Origin of the sequence: Shewanella sp. DC2-4 (genome assembly GCF_013248875.1) — a bacterium.
Lineage (GTDB): Bacteria > Pseudomonadota > Gammaproteobacteria > Enterobacterales > Shewanellaceae > Shewanella > Shewanella oncorhynchi.
This window is the reverse complement of sequence record NZ_JABRVR010000002.1, coordinates 4,535,164-4,553,170: the sequence shown is the minus strand read 5'-3', so window position 1 is coordinate 4,553,170 and position 18,007 is coordinate 4,535,164. Positions and strand designations below refer to the sequence as shown.

Here is an 18,007-nt window from a genome sequence, read left to right as displayed (position 1 = left end):
CGTTTGATTATACATTAGCCTCAATGGCTCTTGTGTTGTGATTTTTGCTTAAGTGGAACAGATAGGCTCAGGTGTACCATTTGAAACATTCGGGCGAGTTTGTGCCTGATGGTTGGGAATAATGGGCTTTATAGTGACGGTCATAGGGTTAACTGCAACGACAGTGTTACCTGAAATATGAAATTGTCACTACCGATGGAGAATCTGTGATGAGTGAAAATATTGAAGCGGCTCAAAGTGATAAAACAAATCATCCAATCAAGCACAAATTAAGAGTAGGTATTTTCCTTTATCCCGGCATGACGATGCTCGATGCCTATGGGCCACTACAGTTTTTAGCCTTTGTGCCATCATTTGAAACCTTCACTTTTGCGAAAACCAGTATGCTATTACCCTGTGATGCGGGCGTTAACTTACAACCTAATTACGATTTCGATAATTGTCCGCCGATAGATATCCTTTTAGTGCCTGGGAGCGCAAATCCTTTGGCGCAAATACAGGATGAGCAAGTCATTTCTTTCTTAAAATGCAAGGGGGAGCAAGCACAATACATTACATCTGTATGCACTGGTGCCTTGATTCTTGCGGCAACAGGTTTACTTAATGGTTATCGTACGACCACTCACTGGGCTTATGCTTCAGTGTTGGCACAATATCCTCAAATTACCTTTGAAAATAAACGTATTGTGATTGACCGTAATCGGATCAGTGGCGGCGGTATTACTGCAGGGCTCGATTTTGCTTTGGCACTCATTGCCAATATAGAGGGTGAACAACAGGCTAAAACTCTGCAGTTATTGTTTGAATATGATCCTAAACCTCCCTTTAATTGTGGCTCACCTATATTGGCTGATGCTCTTTTGGTACAGAGGGTTGAGCAGGAGGTTAGGCAGATAGCGTCAGGATTATTTTAGGCTACAAGGCGTCAAGAATTGTCTTAAAAAGTACATAGTTGATACGATTATTATGTACCTTAGGTTTAAAAACTGCTTTTCACTAGGAATCGCCATTCCCAGCTGTTTACTGACTCGCCGCCCGTATAAGGGAGTGAAAAATCAATATGGGCTACGTTGCCATAGCTGGATCGAGAGGAATAAATCCGTGCGCCTATACCTATGCTACCCAGTGGACCGCTGACTTCGTTATTCTCGGCGAGTTGGCCGCCGGAAGCTTGACCCAGATCGGCAAAGACTGCCCAGCCTAATTCAGCCAGTTGGTATAAGTTGATATTGGGGTAGTTGCGTATCTCGGCGGTCAGTAACCACTGATTATCCCCTTGTTGGTATTCGTTTGGATAACCGCGCACGCCAGTTTCATCCCCTAATCCTTTTGTTAGATCCAGATAAGTGTTCTGTGAAAGGCTAGCCCAAGCTTTGCCATAAGCCGTCCACTTAGGATGAATTTGATAGAAGTATTCGGCTTGAATATCAACCTTATATGTATCTTTTTGAGTGGTGCCGATAGTGCTTGTTCCACCCATTTCTAACAGCCACAGTTGATCGTTAAACTTATACCCGCCAGTGCTTTGCCAGTTAATGTGGTAGCCTAAGGGATTATTATCACCTATATCATTGGTTTCTATGCCGAATTTTACATAGTGATGCCAACCTAAGTTAAAGTCTTCATTGTTGGTGATCAGGTGAACATTATTCAGTACGTGGAAATCATCTTCGATAAACTCGTAGGCGACCCAAGGGTACATAAAGTCCCTGTCTTGAGGGAGCATGGAAGTAGGATAGCGCTCAGAATGGACAAACTCATGCTTGTCTTGGGTGACACCAGTAATCAAGCGAGAAAGGTGCTGACTGTTTTTATTAATTAACCAGCCGTATTGCAGATTGAGATAGTCGACTGTGTGTGTGAACTCATTCACCTCTTGCCCATTTTGTCTGAGGGTATCTGTACGGTTATCGTCTAAAAACTCCGCCGAATACATGGTACTCGTATTGAGGGAATAGAAGGGCTTACTCACATAAACGTGTTTAGCTTGGCCGTCGCTATTGTCGTAGAACTCAGCGGCAACTGTGCCGTGTTCAATAATGCTGAGCGGCGCTTCAAAAGCAAATTTATAGCCATTCCGGGATTCATTGGATTGATATTTAAGTCGAGTGCGGATCCCCGTTCCAAGCAAGTTGTCTTCTTTGAGCCCGAAGGAGTAACGGGTGTCGCCACCTGAACTACTCAAACTCGCTGTCGGTAATAATGACCAATTATCCCAGGTCTCCACCACCACGGACTCAACGGATGGATCGACATCGGCTTGGGGATCTTTTTCTGCGACATAAATTTTGGCGTCGCGAATGTAGGGTACTGCGCGTAACAGGCGTTGGGACTCGTCGAGATCTTTCTGGGTGACAGTATCATTTTCGCTGAAAGTTAAATTATCGAGAACCACATATTCTTTGGTATTGATATGCAGGGCGTTAGCCCAGCGATGGATAAAAAATGCATCGGGATCGGATTCATCGAAAATGGGGTTGTTGACCACTATGATCTTACTGATTTTTTTCGTTGCTTGATCCTGAGGGGTTGGCTTAGCCTCTTCTGCTTGGGCAACCCTGATTAGGTTGCCAACACAACAAGATAGGATGCATGCATACTGAAAAAATTTCTGCATAAAAGGCCACTCCCATGAAATCGACGACTGCAGCGAAAACAATTTCACGTTGCAATTCACAATTTAATAACACATGGAAAACGAGTGTTAGTCAAGGAAACATTTTAATAAGTTTCTTATTTTACTTAAGGTTAGCTTAAGATTATCTTGAGGTGGCGGCTGGGCGCGGGCTCCAGCCGGATTAGCGATTGTTACAGTGTACGCCTAGGTGGGACAGCGACGTTAGCAAAGATGAGCCCCGCAATCAGCGACATAAAAATCAAAAAGATTTGCGAGCCTATGTGCGACTGATTGAGCATGGTCTCACCTGAGATCAGTGCATTGAGTCCGATATAGGTTTTACTGCCGGGGACTAAGATCACTATTCCCTGCAACAGGGCGATGGAGGCTGGCGCCTTCATCCAGCGGGCGAAGAGATTAGAATAAATTCCTACTGCCAAGGCACCAAAGAAGATCCCCACCGAATCACCAAAATAATGTCCGCCGAGCATGGCTGAGAAAAACGCCACTATCCCAGCCAATACGCCCCAAGGCGAATCTTGCATCCTTGCTTTGAAGATAAAAACCAGCGCCATAGATAGAATCGGAACCGCCGACCATATCGCCCAGCGAGGTAAACCCTCAGGTTCTATGTGAATCGCTTCGCCGAACATAGCTTTACCGATTGCCATGCCGAGCACTGCGCCAAAGTACAGCTTAAATAATTGCATGCTCGCATCCATGATGCGCGCCGTGCCAGAAATTAAATCCCGTGCGGCGAGTTCGGCTAAACCTAAGGTTAAGGCTAAGCCGGGAATAAAAATAATAATGGAGGAGAGGATCACTACTGGGATATTAATATTTGGATCGATACGCGCTATGCCACAGGCTGCGATAGCGCAAAGGATAGTGGCGAAGGGTTCGAGCACTTCTGCCATGCGGGCAGAGCGTTCGGCACGATATACCAAGCCATAGACGAATAAGCCTAATAATCCTGACCAAAATACATCGTTCCAACCCGTGCCCATCAGCATAGCGAAAGCGGCGGCAGAAGTTCCAAAAGAAAAGCAAGTTAATACAGGGCCATAGGGGTTGGGTTTATTGGCGATTTCTTCTAAGCGATCTAAGGCCTCGGCCAAAGTGCGTTTACCTGAGGTTAACTCATCGACCAATTCATCGGTGCGGGCGAGTGAGCCTAAATCGAGTTCACCGGGCTTAACTCGAGCGGCATGGTTATATTCTTGATCGGTATCATGTTGCAAAACGAAGGTCATCGACGTCGGAGAAATAAGGAAATAGCCTTCGATACCTAAGGTGCGAGCAACGGTTTGTAAGTGGGTTTCTAGACGATAAGCGGGTGTGCCAAACTTATGCAAGGCTTTACCTAGCTTTATGATAAATCTGCGTTTTTCGATAAACTCGTCGTTATCCAATCGGGGTATTCACTGTATAAAAAGTTGTAGGGAATGACGCGCGCATATTAACCTATCTTGTCTATAAAAGGTTAATGGCTTTTAACCTTAATACAAATAAATTGCTGATTTTTTGCAGCTCGGGCTATAGTCAGCTTTTTGATAAGGAGAAATAGGCATGTCTTTGATGGTAACGGGTCTTTACGCTAGCCTCACAGGGCTATTAATTGTCGCTTTAGCTTATCGAGTAGTTAAATTAAGGCGAGGTCAGAAAATCGGCCTAGGCGATGGTGGTAACAGCACCTTAGCTTTGGCTAATCGAGTACATGTTAACCTGATCGAAAATGCGCCTATCGTATTGATTTTAATGCTGGTGGCCGAAGCGGGTAGCTTGCCTGCATTTTATTTACACTGTTTTGGGACTGTGTGGATAGTGGCGCGCTTACTCCATGCTATTGGCTTAACTCAAGGCCAAGGTGGTTACCATTTTGGTCGTTTTTGGGGCGTATTGCTCACTTGGCTAGTGATTATCAGTTTGGCGTTGGTGAATTTGCTGCATTTTGCTCAAGGTTTAGGAAAGGGTCTCTAGGCTCGCAGGTTTGGGGCGGTTAATTCCGCCCTAAGCCATATCCATAGCGGATTTAGGGGTATTAGGCTTCCGGCTCAAATACCCCTGAAAATGCCTCGAGTGGTGTTTTTTTAATCGCATCTATCCTCCATTCCCTGCTATACTCCGCGTCCCTAAATTGGCGTAACTTATTTTCGTAGCGCCTTTATTCGACATTACGTTTTCGGGTCACAATCCATGCAAGTTGAATCCACACTCTTTAGTCATCCCAAGTATTGGGCCACGGGCGACAGCACTGCGCCTTTCTTACCTATGTCTCGCAAGGAGATGGATAAGCTTGGTTGGGATAGCTGTGACATCATCATAGTCACAGGTGACGCTTATGTGGATCACCCAAGCTTTGGCATGGCAGTGATCGGCCGTATGTTAGAGGCCCAAGGTTACCGAGTTGGGATTATTTCCCAGCCAGATTGGTCGAGCAAAGACGCCTTTATGCAATTGGGTCGTCCAAACCTGTTTTTTGGCGTCACCGCCGGTAACATGGATTCGATGATTAACCGTTACACCGCCGACCGTCGTTTACGCTCCGACGATGCGTATACCGCGGGTGATATTGGTGGCAAGCGCCCAGATCGCGCCGTGACTGTGTACACCCAGCGTTGTAAAGAAGCCTTTAAAGATGTGCCTGTGATTATTGGTGGTATCGAAGCCAGTTTGCGCCGCATCGCCCATTACGATTATTGGTCGGATAAAGTACGCCGTAGTGTGATTTTCGATGCTAAGGCCGACATTCTGATGTACGGCAACGCCGAGCGTCCTTTAGTTGAAGTGGCACGCCGCTTAGCTGCGGGTGAACCGATAAGCTCGTTGCACGATGTGCGCGGCACAGCTGTTATCCGTAAAGAGCCACTGCCAGAATGGCGCGGTATGGACTCGCGCAAGATTGACCAATTGCACAAGATAGAGCCGCTGCCGAATCCTTACGGCGCCGATGATGTGGGTTGTGCTAACTTGTCCGGCCCGTCGGATGTGAAGATATTCGATAACGAAGCACCTAAGCCTATTAGCGTTCAACCGCCTAAACCTAAGCCATGGGATAAAACCTATGTGCTGCTGCCAGCGTTTGAAAAAGTCTCTGAAGACAAATATTTATATGCCCATGCTTCACGAATTTTGCACCAAGAGCAAAACCCAGGTTGTGCCCGTGCGTTATTTCAACCCCATGGCGACCGCGCCGTTTGGGTGAATCCGCCCGCATGGCCGCTCAATACCGATGAGATGGATGCCGTATTCGATTTACCTTACCAGCGCATTCCTCATCCTATCTATGGCAAGGAAAAAATCCCTGCCTACGACATGATCAAGACGTCTATCAACATCATGCGTGGTTGCTTTGGTGGCTGTTCTTTCTGCTCGATTACCGAGCATGAGGGCAGAATCATTCAGAGTCGTTCACAAGAGTCGATTGTTAAAGAAATCAAAGATATTCAGGATAAAGTGCCAGGCTTTACTGGGGTGATTTCCGATTTAGGCGGCCCAACCGCCAACATGTATCGTTTAGGTTGTACCAGCGAAAAGGCTGAAAAAACCTGTCGTCGTCTTTCTTGTGTGTTTCCATCGATTTGCGGCCACTTAGGCACAGATCATAAACACACTATCGACCTATATCGTGCGGCACGTGCCGTACCTGGCATCAAGAAAGTATTGATTGCCTCTGGCGTGCGTTACGACTTGGCGATCGAAGATCCGGCCTACGTTAAAGAGTTAGTGCAGCACCATGTGGGCGGCTACTTAAAAATCGCCCCTGAGCATACCGAAGAAGGTCCGCTCAGCAAGATGATGAAGCCCGGCATGGGCGCCTACGATAAGTTTAAAGAATTGTTCGACAAGTTTTCTAAGGAAGCGGGTAAAGAGCAGTTCCTGATCCCTTACTTTATTTCGGCGCATCCAGGCACGACCGACGAAGACATGGTGAACTTAGCGTTGTGGTTGAAGGAGCGTAAGTTCAAGCTCGACCAAGTACAGAACTTTTATCCGTCACCGATGGCGAATGCGACCACGATTTATCATACCGAGTTAAACTCGCTGAAAAACGTTAAGCACACCAGCGAAGTGGTATCGGTGCCGAAGAAAGGGCGCCAACGTCGCTTGCACAAAGCATTGCTCCGTTATCACGATCCTGCGGGTTGGCCATTAATCCGTGAAGGCTTAACCGCCATGGGGCGTGAAGACTTGATCGGTAATAGTCCGCATCAGTTAGTGCCGCCAGAAGGTCGAAATGAGCGCGGACCTAAGTGGATGAAAGATGCCAACCAAGGCCAAAAAGCCTTTACTCGCTTCTCGGGCAATCAGTTTGATGACCGCAAGGGCGACGGTAAATCTAAAAGTGCGGCGAAAGGCGGCGCGCAAGCTCAGGCTGGTGCTGAGTCAAAACCCGCTGCTAAAGGCGGAAAACCAGCAGCGAATGGCGCTAAGCCAACGGGATCTAAACCCGCGGGAGCTAAACCTAGCGGAGCCCATTCGAGCCGTCCGAGAGCGAAGGCGCCCTTCGGCCAGTCTGGTTTTAAGGCGGGCAGCTCTCAAGCTAAAAGCGGTGCTAAAGGCGGAAGCCCATCAAAAATGGGTGGTAAACCTGCAGGAAAGCCCTCTCAGGGGCGCCAACAGGCTAAGTAACACTTTTCGCCATCACAAATAATGTTCAAAGGCCGCTCCAGATATGAGTTTGGAGTGGCCTAGCTAGCATGGTCATTCCGCTAAAATAGTCCTCAACTGGTATCGCTGGGCGAACTATTATAAGATCCCTGTCTGATGTTTATGTCTACTATTTGTTTATATTCGATATTTTAGCTATACATCTCACCCATATCCGCGGTTCGTTAACTAACATTAGATATTATGAATAAAAAGCGTAGACCCAGTCTTCAAGACGTTGCCGATCAAGTTGGGGTCACCAAAATGACGGTGAGTCGCTATTTAAAAAATCCAACAAGGGTGGCGCAAAGCACTCAAGAGAAGATAGCTATCGCGCTAGAAACCTTAGGTTATATTCCTAATCGCGCGCCGGAAATTTTAGCGCAAGCGACCAGCCGCGCCATTGGCGTGTTAGTGCCTTCGTTAACCAACCAAGTATTTGCTGAAGTGCTGCGCGGTATCGAGAATGTGACCGGCAAACGCGGTTATCAAACCATGCTGGCTCACTACGGGTATCAGGCCGAATTAGAAGAAGAGCGGGTGGCATCACTGCTCTCTTACAATATCGATGGCTTACTCTTGTCCGAAAGTTACCACACGCCGCGTACCGTGCGAATGATTGAAACGGCGGGCATTCCGGTCATCGAAATGATGGATAGCGTGTCGCCTTCGATTCAACAGTGTGTGGGTTTCGATAACACAGCGGCCGCATGCGAAATGGTTAAGGCCATGATTGCACAAGGCTATCGCCACATAGCCTACCTAGGCGCGCGCATGGATATTCGCACTCAGCTTAAGATGCGAGGCTACGAGTTAGCGATGCAGCAAGCTCGGCTTACATCTTTGGCGATGACCACAAATGAGGCATCGTCGTTTTCCTTGGGGGCGTCGTTATTGCAACAAACATTAGCGAAATATCCCTATGTGGATAGCTTTTTTTGCACCAACGATGACTTAGCGGCGGGAGTGATATTTGAGTGTCAAAGACAAGGCATCAAGATCCCTGAACAAATTGGTGTTGCAGGGTTTCATGGCCATGATATTGGCCAATCTATGACGCCAAAATTGGCGAGCATTATTACGCCGAGAAAGGAGATTGGTCGAATTGCTGCTACTGAGCTATTAGACAGGTTAAATGGCAAAGAGATAGCAGATTCGGTTATCGATCTGGGCTATCGTATTGATTTAGGGGAAACTCTGTAGACTTCCCCTCGTTCTTTCGCTTAACGACTTATGTTTGTCATCACAGGTTATCGTTAGAGAAACGCAGAGATGATGACTGCAACTATGCCGCCCGTCGTGCCGATAATGGTCTCCATTACAGTCCAAGTTTGCAGTGTTTGTTTTTCTGATAATCCAAGAAAACGGTTAGCGAGCCAGAAGCCTGAGTCATTGACGTGTGAGAGCACAATCGAACCACCGCCAATGGCAATCGTAATTGCCGCCAATTGAGCACCATCTAAGTTTAGTGGTTCAAGTATTGGGATGATAAGGCCGCAAGCCGTTAACATGGCCACGGTTGCCGACCCTTGGATCACGCGTACCGACGCCGATAAAATAAATGCCAGTATTACAATCGGTAATCCCGAACCTGCCAACATATTGCCTAATGCATCGCCAACCCCCGAATCAATCAGCACTTGCTTAAACACGCCGCCAGCACCGGTGACGAGAATAATGATCCCAGCAGGTTGGAGCGCACTGCTACAGATTTCCATGATGCGCTCATTGGGAATATTGCGTCTCACGCCCAGCACATAGAATGCGATTAAACAGGCTAGCAAAATGGCGGTGAAGGGATGACCTATCAAGGCGAGCCAATTATGCAGATCGGATTTTTCATCAATAAAGCGTGACACCACTGTCTTTAAACCGATAAGCAGCAGTGGGAACACCACAATACTGATTGATAGCGCGAATGAGGGGATCGGTCCGCCTTCTCGTTCACCTTTTTCCTGCTGCTCGTGGGCAGGCAGCTCAACATGGACTTTTTGGGAGATGAGGCTGGCAAAGAGCGGGCCGCCTAGAATCATCGCCGGAATCGATGCCAATAAACCGAAGACTATCATGTAGCCAAAGTCGGCATTGAGCTGGGAAGCGACCAAAATAGGCCCTGGTGCAGGGATGAGAAATGCCTGACAAGTGGCAATACCCGCGAGCAGTGAAATACCAATTTTAACGACACTGCCGCCCCCTTTACGAACCACGGCAAAGGCGATGCCAATCAGCAGTACCACAGCAACATCGAAGAAGAGGGGGAGTGCACAGATAAAGCCTGTAAAGGTCATGGCCCAGTGAGCTTTGTCGTTACCAAATTTATTCAGCAGTGTATGGGCTATCTGATCTAGCGCGCCAGTCTCTTCCATTACCCGGCCAAACATGGCTCCCAAAGCGACCACTACCGCCACAAAGCCCAGTGTTCCCCCCATACCTTGTTGAATCGTATTGGTGATATCGGCTGGGTTCATGCCAGAGAAAAGGCCGGCAATGATCGACACCAGTATCAGTGATACTACTGCATGTAATCTCACTTTCATCACTAAGAACAGTAGCAGGGCAATTGAACCCAGTGCTGTCAGAATCAATGACATATCAGACATAAGAGGACTTTTCCTTGTTAGTTAAGTTGTCCACATTTCTGTAGGTTACCGGTAACATGTTACCCGTAATATGGTAGAGTGGGAAGTGACTAAATTCGAGAATTGGCATGAGGTTAACAAAGTGACTGAGAGAAAAAAAGGCAATAGCTATGTGTTCATGGGCGTCTCTAGTTGTGGCAAATCTTCGATTGGTGCCGCGGTCGCAGAGGCTTTAGAGACGAAATTTATTGATGGTGATGATCTGCATCCTAGAGCCAATATTATCAAGATGAAATCTGGCTCACCGCTCAACGATAGCGATCGCGCTCCTTGGCTTGAGCGTATCAACGACGCTGTGTATAGCATTGAGCAAAAGGGGGAGCAGGGGGTTATTGTCTGCTCTGCACTGCGGCGCCAGTATCGTGACTTAATCCGTCAGAACAACAGCAAGCTGGTGTTCATTCATCTATACGGAGATTTTGAATTAGTCAAAACACGCATGTTTGCCAGAAAAGCCCACTTCATGCCGATTGAGCTACTCAAGAGTCAGTTCGACACGCTGGAAATGCCCGCGAATGATGAAGCTGACGTTATCCAAGTGAGCATAGATGGCACTTTCGAAGAAGTCGTACAACGCTGTATTAATGCGATAAATGGCGAAGGATTAAACGTTGGCCATTGAAGTCAAGCGCAAAGTCGTAATGCACATCGGCTTAAACCGCTCAATTTTTTAGAAAAAAGCCACTCCAGAAACTAACTTGGAGTGGCGTAGAGATAATGGTAAGCCTGCGGTACCATCCAATGAGTGTTACGGCGAGCGTTTGTAGACGGAACGTGCGCCGCACCTCAGTCTCAAATAAGCTCACGCATATGAGCGATGACGCGAGCTGCCTATCTTGCTAAACATGATTTAACTCAACATATGATTAGAACGGTCACTGAAGACTGTTACTCAAAATCGTCCTGCTTCATGCGATTAAGCAATGCCAAAGTAGAATGAGCGCTTTAGAAACCTTAGCTAACATCTCCTTTAGTCCTAAAAAAAGTAGTTGATCCCCACTGCGAAGCTGTTGTCTTCCTGTGCTTCGAGTGCAGGATCATCCATATCACTGAAATCTAGCTTCATCTCGGCAAACATCACAGTGTCGTTACTGTAGCGATAATGCAGCCCCAGCATGGCAAATTGGCGAGTCCATTGACCTTGAATAGGCGTAGCTGCATCTGTGTCTAAATCTAAATAACTGAGTACAACCATAGGCACAAAACCGTTGTCGAATTGATAGGCCGTCATCAACTCGGCACCAGTGGCGTTGTAGAGATCGCCGTTGACCAGTTCATTATTTTTACTTTTGTGAGCGTTAAAACCCACATAGAGACCGCTGGCCTCCCGTCCTTCGGCATAGTGATAGTAGTCACCATACATGGCACCAATGCCGATAATTTCATTGGTTTCATCGACTTGAGTATTGCCTAAGTGGCCTTCAAAATCGCCGCGGTTAAAACCTGCGAGTAGCTTAAATTTATCGGTTATCGCATAAGTGATACTGGCGCCGTAGCTGCTGTCAAAACTCAGTTCTGAGTTGGTCATCTCGCTACCGTCATCGTTTTTTAGGCTGACATCACCATTGGTTTTGGCGGCATATTGCAGGGCGATTTGTACTGGGCCTAAATTATTACGGTAAATGAAGGCGGAATCGGCACGACCTGTACCTGTGAGGCTGCCATCTCCGAAGGTGTAAGCGCCAACGCTGTAACCTGCAAATACGTTCGGTAAATCTGTAGTGCCTGCGACATCGTAATAGGCACCCCATTGTTTACCGAAACTCAGGTTGCCCCATGTATCATGGGACATGCCAACATAACCTAAGCGGTTATAGAGAAAATCATCGGTTTTTTCGGCGGCGAGTTTGCCCCCTTGCATCACTAGCCCATCGTCGCTGGAGACCATGTTGATCCCCCATTCTGTGGTAGCAAAAGCGGTCCAGCCATTTTTCTCGCTCCGTTCGAAGCTGAATCTTAGGCGTGACGAGTCGTCGATAACTGAAGTATCGTGGCTGTCATTTAATGCTGCAAACCCTAACCAACCTGTTAAATTTAATGTGTTTTTTTGATCTTTATAGAGTTCAACCGCCTGACTGCTGGTGGCCGTTAATAGCATAGGTAACACTAAAGCGAGACAAGTCTTATTCATAAATCCCCCGATAATGAGCAAGTATTCTCCAGGGGATCATAGGCTTGGCCTATGATCCCAGAGTTATCGTTAGTCTTGATGTGGATGTTGGTATTAATTGTTTCCGATCATGCGTTAGCCGTATTTAGGCTGGACGTGTGTCGGCAACAGGCGCTTGGTTTGAGATTACGCCGAAAATAGTCCAACCGAAGAAGGTGGCTATGGCGCCAAGCATCACTGCGGTTTCGCCAGAGCTGTACAGAGCATAGAAGCTATACAACGCACCGATTACGGCGATCACGTTGGCAACGCGGGCTTTATTGATAGGCACTTTTTGCTGTCTTTGCATTATGCCAAGCGCGGCCATAGATAAGATATAAGGCACAATGTTGGTGACGACGGCGAGGTTAACGAGTGCTTCGAACTGCTTACTCAGTGATGGGCTAATGGTCATCAGAGATAATACTGTTTGGATCGAGACGATAATAGTCATGCCCCAAATTGGCGCATCGGCTTTACTAACTTTAGAGAATATTTTAGGAAAAAATCCTTCATCAGCAGAGGCTTTAAACACTTGGGCAATAGTGAACTGCCAACCTAAGAGTGATCCAGTACAGGAGATAATGGCGCAGGCCATCACGATTTTACCGACTACTGGATTAAACATTTGTGCAAAGGCTAAACCGAATGGCGCATTCGACATGGCAAGCTCGGCATTTGGCACAATACCGGCAATGACGTTAGTGGAAACGATATAAATCACTGCTGCACCTAAGGTACCGCCCATAACGGCGATAGGTACGTTTTTTTCTGGGTTATCGACGGCTTCTGAGTTTGCACAGGCCGATTCTAAACCGAGGAACGCCCACAAAGTCATAGCGATAGAACCGCCTAACGCTTTGAAGAATGGCATATCATGCGGGTTCCATGCGCCTTTATAGAGGTCGATGTCAAACCAGAACCAACCAATTAAAGATACGCCAATCACAGGCAGAATAATCCCCCACACAGTCACGCTACTGACGCGACCCGTGATGCGGGCACCACCGAAGTTAGCAATGGTTGCCAACCAAAGTACGCCAATGGTCGCAAGACAAATTGCCATCGGGCTTAAGTTAACTTCGAGCAACACGGCAGCGTAACCCACGGCAGAGATAGCAATCGCGACGTTGGCGATTAACAGCGAGACGGCATAGGTGTAGTTGGCCATAAAGTTGCCAGAACGGCCGAAGGCATACTCGGCATAACCGCCCATACCACCGGATTTTTTACTAAACATACCGCACTTAGCAAAGGCGAAGGCGAGGGCCGTTGACCCTGCAGCTGTTACTAACCAAGATAAAATGGAGATAGTACCGACTTGAGCTAATTGGGTTGGCAGCATAATAATGCCCGAACCCATCATGTTGACTATGGTGATAATAGTTAATTGGACGACGCCAATTTTATTTTCTGATTTACTCATACTAATAACCTAATTTAGGTGACTTATTATAGGAGGCATGAATTTGACTGCAGAGTGGGGTTAATAAACTCTGCAGTCAGTCTTCATTATTTATTTAGTACATAGCCCATTGCTTGAATTTTGCCGTCTGCGGTATTTTCGAGATAAACACCTTGCAGTTCTGGTGAGAATCCAGGTAATAGGTTGATACCTTCTTCAAGGGCAAGGAAATAACGCTGAACAGAACCGCCCCATATTTCACCTGGCACCATACATAACACGCCTGGTGGGTAAGGGAGCGCGCCTTCTGCTGCAATTCTTCCTTCAATTTGCGAGAGTGGGACTAATTCTACTTTGCCACGAATAAACTCTAGGTTTGCTTCCTGCGGGTCCATCACTTTTGTAGGAAAATGCGCTTTACGGAACATTTCTTTCTGCAGTTGTTTTACGTCATGGCTGACATAAAGATTGTGCATTTCTTGGCAGAGTTGGCGGATAGAATAGTCTTTATAACGGGCTTTATTGGCGTTATAAACGTTAGGTAATACTTCAGATAATGGCGCATCTTCATCGACTAATTTCTCGAAACGAGATATTTGTGATACCAGATGTTGCATCTTGGCCATATCTTCCGCAGGTGTCATCAGGAATAAAATCGAATTCAAGTCGCACTTCTCTGGAATAATATTATTTTCCCGTAAGAAGTTAGCCAGAATAGTCGCTGGAATACCAAATTCGGTATATTTGCCTGTTTCAGCATCTATGCCCGGTGTTGTTAATAAGAACTTACAAGGGTCAACAAAGTATTGGCCTTTTTCATAACCTTCGAAGGAGTGCCATTTCTGACCAGGTTCGAATTCGAAGAAGCGTAAGTCATCGGCCATTTGTTCGGTTTCATAGTCTTGCCATAGGCGGCCATCGATCATTGTTGGCACGAATGGTTTGATATATTTACACTTTTTGAGCAATAGCTTACGTGCTTCGATACCCGCCTTTACCGCTTCGCGCCACAGATAACGACCGCTTGCGCCTTCATGCATTTTCGCATTTACATCTAGCGCCGCAAATAAAGGATAGAAGGGACTGGTAGAGGCATGCATCATAAAGGCGTTGTTGAAGCGTTTATGGTTGCAATATCTATCTTGGCCTTTGATATGTTTATCTTTTTTATGGATTTGCGAGGTTTGTGAGAAACCTGCCTGCTGTTTATGCACCGACTGAGTCACGATAATGCCTGGATCTTCAGCAGTCAGTTCGAGCAAGAGTGGTGAGCAGTCATTCATCATAGGGATGAACTGTTCATAACCCACCCAAGCCGAGTCGAATAAGACGTAGTCACAAAGATGGCCAATTTTATCAATCACTTGTCGAGCATTGTAGATAGTGCCGTCATAGGTGCCGAGTTGGATTATCGCCAAGCGGAACGGGCGTTTTTCATCGGCTCTTTCTGGCGCGACTTCACGAATTTGCTCTCTTAAATAGGACTCTTGGAAACAGTGGGCATCAATGCCACCAATAAATCCGAAGGGATTACGTGCCGTTTCTAAATAAACAGGTGTAGCACCTGCTTGAATTAATGCGCCATGGTGGTTTGATTTGTGGTTATTGCGGTCGAATAACACGAGGTCGCCTTTCGCTAACAGTGCATTAGTCGCGACTTTATTTGATGACGAAGTGCCGTTAAGTACGAAATAGGTTTTATCGGCATTAAAAACTTTGGCAGCGTATTTCTGTGCTTCCAGTGGAGCGCCTTCATGGATCAGTAAATCACCCAGTTTCACGTCGGCATTACACATATCCGCGCGGAAAATTGTTTCGCCAAAAAAGTCGAAGAATTGGCGACCCACAGGGTGTTTACGGAAGAATTGTCCGCCTTGGTGACCAGGACAAGCAAAGGTAGAGTTACCCATTTCGACGTATTTTTTTAACGTACCGAAGAAAGGTGGCAATAGCGCTTGTTCATATTTACTTATTGCAGTCTCAACCTGTTTTCCGTAGAAGTCAGTGTTATCACCGCAGAGTTCAAATACCCCTGTAATCGATGAGCAAACATCATCAGGGAAGGTTTCTTCACAGCAAACTGAAACGAAAATGGGCAGTTTCAATCCGGTGTTTTTAATCTTTTCAACAATACCATTTCTAACATCATCAACAGAGACGACAGCCGCGCCCACATCGCAAAAATCTGTGGTTAATACATTGACAACTTCTCTGTCGATATCGAAACAAGATCTAACAGATAAGCTAGCGGCTACTTTTAATGATTTCATAGTTAATTTCCCTTTTACTTTATAAAAAATAGATACAAGTGTGCCTATACCTAATTAAAAACATTAATGGTATGAAAATTAGATATAGCTATTCCGTGCGCAGATTAAATGTGGTTATGCCAAAGTTACGAAATAAATATAAGTAGAAATATATTTATTGAGCGTATGAATAGCTTAGCCGCAGTAAAACTGCACTGATAAAAGAATGCTTTGATTAAGGTGTTAGATAATAAACCAAATAAAAACGGTACGATAAGTGTTTGCACCTATTAGGGCAATAGCACTTTAGACCTGTTAATTGGCCTACTACCTACGCTAAGGTTAGCGGAGGAAGATAAAGGAGTGATCGAAATAGTCTCGTTGACTAGGCATCATGATATGCCGTGTGCGCCTGATATGCGCCATAATTTTAGATTTCCTCTTCATATACGACTCCATTATGACTTAGAGAAAATGGTTAGGTTTTTATTACGTAATGAAGTTTATATGCGAGTTATAAATAAAATCATGACCTATGTCTTATTTTTAAATAATTAGCACGTCAATTTAACTTAAATTATCAATATTAAATGGAGTCAATCATGCTTAAGTATCTTTATCTAAATTATGAAAGTAAATATTGTCAGCATTATTTAAATAATATTATTTGCATAAAATATCTTATTTCAAATATCTAATCTTAATTTAAAGGCTGCTGTAATCATCATTCTGATTTATACCGCATTCCATATTTGCATTGTTATGCAGATATTTTCGTTACAAAATCATCTTTCTGCTTGAAAAATGCAAAAGTGATAACTTTTTTCTCACATTTGAGCATTTGGGGCAGAAAGTTGTCGTTTTAGGGCAGATGTTATTTTTTTGATTGACGTAAAGTGAGTCAGGTCGAACATGAATAGGAGATAGACATGAATAAAGGGTGGTTAGGGGCGAGTTTAGTGCTTGGGTTATTCGTTGGACAGGCAAGTGCTATGACATTAACGAGCAAAGATATGAGCGAGGGCAATAAACTGACATCGCAATTAGTGTTTAATGGCTTTGGTTGCCAAGGGGAAAATATTTCGCCGCAACTGACTTGGACTGACGTGCCCACAGGAACTAAAGCATTTGCAGTGACAGCTTATGATCCTGATGCACCAACGGGCAGCGGTTGGTGGCACTGGGCCGTATATAACTTACCCTTAGCGCAAACTTCGCTCGCACAAGGTGCGGGCTCGCATGTTGATGCACTGCCCAAAGGCGCCATTGCCTTGAAGAACGATTTTGGTACTACAAATTTTGGTGGCGCATGCCCGCCCCAAGGTCATGGTGTTCACAGGTACGAATTTACTGTGTGGGCATTACCCAGTGCTTTAGAATTGCCAAAGGATGCTAGCCCTGCCTTATTGGGCTTTATGCTCAGGGCACAAGCGCTCGGCAACGCCAAGTTGACTGCGGTATATAATCGATAATCCATTGATAATTAGGCTGGTGTCATGATCCGTATGTTTGAATATGATTCGAAGCAGGCACAATCTTTATCTCAAGTCCCTGTACATCAGCCGTCGATTATTCGGGTTATCTATGGTGAAAAGTCTCTGCTCTGGCAAGATGAATCTGTTTTAGTAGGCCAAGGGCAGTTACTGTTAATTCCTGCTGGTTCGCATATTAGCTTTGTTAATCGACCTTTTCTTGGGCGTTATCGGGCGGTGCAGTTATTACTCCCCCACGATTTACCCCAAGGCATTTTATCAAGCGCTACCGATTGGCGTGACCCTATGCCAGTCCAAAACATATCACGCGCTGTGGACTTAGCTTGGAATGCGCTATTACAGAGTTTGACCTTGTCTCTGGCCGATCCTGTTCAACTACATTATTTGGCCGCGTTACTGTTAAGTTTGCCGGATAAACGCAGTGTGAACTGGTTGTATGGACACACCCAACGCAGCGTGACTCAAGCGGCCTTGGCCTTGATGAGTATGAGTCCTTCGGCGTCATGGCAGCAGGAGGATATTGCCGACAAGTTACACATGAGCACGGCAAGCCTTAGGCGTAAATTGGCCTTAGAAGACACCAGTTTTAGGCAGTTACTGGCAGAAGTGCGGCTTTGTCATGGTTTAGCCATGTTGCAGAATTCGAGCGAGCCAGTATTGCAAGTGGCTTTGGCCTGTGGTTATCAATCTGCGGAAAAGTTTTCCTTACGTTTTAAGCAACAATTTGGCCTGACCCCTGCGGCTTATCGTCGTACACTGTGAAGTGGCATGGGTGTATACCCAAACAACTTTAGGGTACTGGAGA

At 46.0% G+C, this 18,007-nt stretch carries 14 protein-coding genes; 7 read left to right on the top strand and 7 right to left on the bottom strand.

Annotated elements, in window-relative coordinates; genetic code table 11:
• Positions 1-209: 209 nt before the first annotated feature.
• Entirely contained in the window at positions 210-914 is a 705-nt protein-coding gene (locus HQQ92_RS20660; protein ID WP_173248090.1) for a DJ-1/PfpI family protein, read from the top strand.
• A 65-nt stretch (positions 915-979) separates the two neighbouring features.
• On the opposite strand, the gene HQQ92_RS20655 is transcribed toward HQQ92_RS20660, so the two are convergent.
• On the bottom strand, positions 980-2,617 hold the full coding sequence (locus HQQ92_RS20655; RefSeq protein WP_173248088.1) for a hypothetical protein: 1,638 nt from the start codon (positions 2,615-2,617) through the stop codon (positions 980-982).
• Between the two features lie 191 nt (positions 2,618-2,808).
• Entirely contained in the window at positions 2,809-4,029 is a 1,221-nt protein-coding gene (locus tag HQQ92_RS20650) for a threonine/serine exporter ThrE family protein (RefSeq protein ID WP_105250515.1), read from the bottom strand.
• 157 nt (positions 4,030-4,186) lie between these two features.
• Between HQQ92_RS20650 and HQQ92_RS20645 the strand changes: the two genes are divergently transcribed.
• The 3 genes from HQQ92_RS20645 (at position 4,187) to gntR (ending at position 8,470) form a co-directional block, all read left to right on the top strand.
• Positions 4,187-4,597 carry an MAPEG family protein gene (locus HQQ92_RS20645; RefSeq protein WP_173248086.1) on the top strand — a complete coding sequence of 137 codons (411 nt, stop codon included), beginning with the start codon at positions 4,187-4,189 and terminating at the stop codon, positions 4,595-4,597.
• 216 nt (positions 4,598-4,813) lie between these two features.
• Complete coding sequence (locus HQQ92_RS20640) at positions 4,814-7,249, top strand: YgiQ family radical SAM protein (protein WP_173248084.1); 2,436 nt, start codon at positions 4,814-4,816, stop codon at positions 7,247-7,249.
• Positions 7,250-7,471: 222 nt separating this feature from the next.
• Positions 7,472-8,470, top strand: coding sequence for a gluconate operon transcriptional repressor GntR (gene gntR / locus HQQ92_RS20635; RefSeq protein ID WP_173248082.1), 999 nt, complete (start codon positions 7,472-7,474; stop codon positions 8,468-8,470).
• Positions 8,471-8,523: 53 nt separating this feature from the next.
• Here gntR and gntU read toward each other — a convergent pair whose 3' ends face one another.
• Positions 8,524-9,867, bottom strand: a complete 1,344-nt coding sequence (gene gntU, locus HQQ92_RS20630; protein WP_105250511.1) for a gluconate transporter — start codon at positions 9,865-9,867, stop codon at positions 8,524-8,526.
• Positions 9,868-9,952: 85 nt separating this feature from the next.
• Here gntU and HQQ92_RS20625 point away from each other — a divergent pair, with 85 nt between their 5' ends.
• Entirely contained in the window at positions 9,953-10,528 is a 576-nt protein-coding gene (locus tag HQQ92_RS20625; protein WP_173248080.1) for a gluconokinase, read from the top strand.
• A gap of 354 nt (positions 10,529-10,882) precedes the next feature.
• Here the strand turns inward: HQQ92_RS20625 and HQQ92_RS20620 are convergent, their stop codons facing one another.
• From HQQ92_RS20620 to speFL, 4 genes are all read right to left on the bottom strand, one after another.
• Positions 10,883-12,037, bottom strand: a complete 1,155-nt coding sequence (locus HQQ92_RS20620) for a porin (protein ID WP_173248078.1) — start codon at positions 12,035-12,037, stop codon at positions 10,883-10,885.
• A gap of 124 nt (positions 12,038-12,161) precedes the next feature.
• Positions 12,162-13,481, bottom strand: a complete 1,320-nt coding sequence (gene potE, locus HQQ92_RS20615; RefSeq protein WP_173248076.1) for a putrescine-ornithine antiporter — start codon at positions 13,479-13,481, stop codon at positions 12,162-12,164.
• 86 nt (positions 13,482-13,567) lie between these two features.
• Positions 13,568-15,730: an ornithine decarboxylase SpeF gene (gene speF, locus HQQ92_RS20610; RefSeq protein WP_105250508.1), complete on the bottom strand. Its 2,163-nt coding sequence runs from the start codon at positions 15,728-15,730 to the stop codon at positions 13,568-13,570.
• A gap of 321 nt (positions 15,731-16,051) precedes the next feature.
• Positions 16,052-16,135: a leader peptide SpeFL gene (speFL, locus tag HQQ92_RS24010; RefSeq protein WP_224022194.1), complete on the bottom strand. Its 84-nt coding sequence runs from the start codon at positions 16,133-16,135 to the stop codon at positions 16,052-16,054.
• Between the two features lie 503 nt (positions 16,136-16,638).
• Between speFL and HQQ92_RS20600 the strand changes: the two genes are divergently transcribed.
• Positions 16,639-17,181 (top strand): YbhB/YbcL family Raf kinase inhibitor-like protein, encoded by a 543-nt coding sequence (locus HQQ92_RS20600; RefSeq protein WP_173248074.1) that lies wholly within the window; start codon positions 16,639-16,641, stop codon positions 17,179-17,181.
• 24 nt (positions 17,182-17,205) lie between these two features.
• Positions 17,206-17,964 (top strand): AraC family transcriptional regulator, encoded by a 759-nt coding sequence (locus HQQ92_RS20595; protein ID WP_173248072.1) that lies wholly within the window; start codon positions 17,206-17,208, stop codon positions 17,962-17,964.
• The last annotated feature ends 43 nt before the right edge of the window (positions 17,965-18,007 follow it).